Raw genomic sequence first — 1,170 nt, forward strand, 5'->3', positions numbered from 1 at the left:
GGTGTAGACAAAATCAAGTGGTAAGTCGACGGGCGAGCATTCGAGCTTCGGCCAACCATACCCACGCCTCGCTCACATCAAGTAACCGATCGTGATGCATGATCAGTCGCCTGGCTCGCTCATTCCAGGCATGAGTCCGCTCCACTACCCAGCGCTTGGGCATTACTACAAAACCACTCGGAGCCGGCGCTGCCGTGAACAAATCGCCTTGTTCTGAATGCCATTTCCCGGTGCGGCGATTATTCGCTCCCCTTATGACCTGAATCTGGACTGCGTGAATGTGTTGCGTCCGCTGAGCCCACTTTCCGGCATAGGCGCTGTCGACGAACAGAGTACTCAATGATGGATACTTACCCATTGAGGACGTCACTGCGTCATCCGCAGCGTCTCGATCCTGCACGCTGGCTGCACTGATGCTCACTGCCAAAAGAAGGCCCAAGGTATCAACGACGAGGCTTCGCTTACGCCCTTTTACCTTTTTGCCTGCGTCGTAACCACTTTCACCTCCTTGCGGAGAGCTACGCGTTGATTGCGAGTCCAGAACAGCGGCTGATGGTTTTTCATCACGATCTACCCGCTCTCGCCATTGAGCACGAAGCCGGTCGTGCATTTGCTCGAATTTGCCCTGAGCGCTCCACCGACGAAAGGTTTTATAGACGTTGTCCCAATGCGGAAACTCGCGAGGCAGCATTCGCCACGAGCATCCCGTACGCACGACATAGCAGCATGCGTCTAAAAGCGTCCGCCGGGAGTGACGAGGCGGCACGCCACGGCCTCCCGAGACCTCAAACAAGTCAGCGACCAGCGTCCATTCTGCGTCGGTCAGACAACTGGGATAACGTTGCTCTGGCAACTGACGTCGGTGCGCCTCGGTGTAGCCATAAGACTTACGAGACTCGGGTGGCTGGAAGCTACCTTTGGCTCGCTCCTTTACACGAACAATCCCGGCCAGCTTCAGCGCTTTTGCAAAGGTGTCGGGATGAGCGGTGATACCCGTTTCAGCATGAAATGCTTGCGCCAGTTCGGCTTGGCTGGAATAGGGCTGCGCGTGGGCTAGCCTGGTCAGCAGAGGGTAATGTCCCGCAGCGATTACGGGTGGGCGTCCGGTTTTAGGCATGGTGCAATGCTGTGTAGGCAAAGGACAAACAGCTTACTTTATTTTGTCTACAC

Annotated in this window: 1 protein-coding gene; it reads right to left on the reverse strand. The window is 56.0% G+C overall.

Features of this window, described 5'->3' with window-relative positions:
* Positions 1–13: 13 nt before the first annotated feature.
* Entirely contained in the window at positions 14–1,117 is a 1,104-nt protein-coding gene (locus ALO64_RS00300) for an IS5 family transposase (RefSeq protein WP_054991634.1), read from the reverse strand.
* Positions 1,118–1,170 lie beyond the last annotated feature (53 nt).

It is taken from the genome of Pseudomonas meliae (assembly GCF_001400515.1).
In the GTDB taxonomy this organism is placed as follows: Bacteria; Pseudomonadota; Gammaproteobacteria; order Pseudomonadales; family Pseudomonadaceae; genus Aquipseudomonas; species Aquipseudomonas amygdali.

Coding starts and splice junctions, on each gene's coding strand:
- ALO64_RS00300 (WP_054991634.1), bottom strand. CDS start 1,117: ATGCCTAAAACCGGACGCCCACCCGTAATCGCTGCGGGACATTACCCT.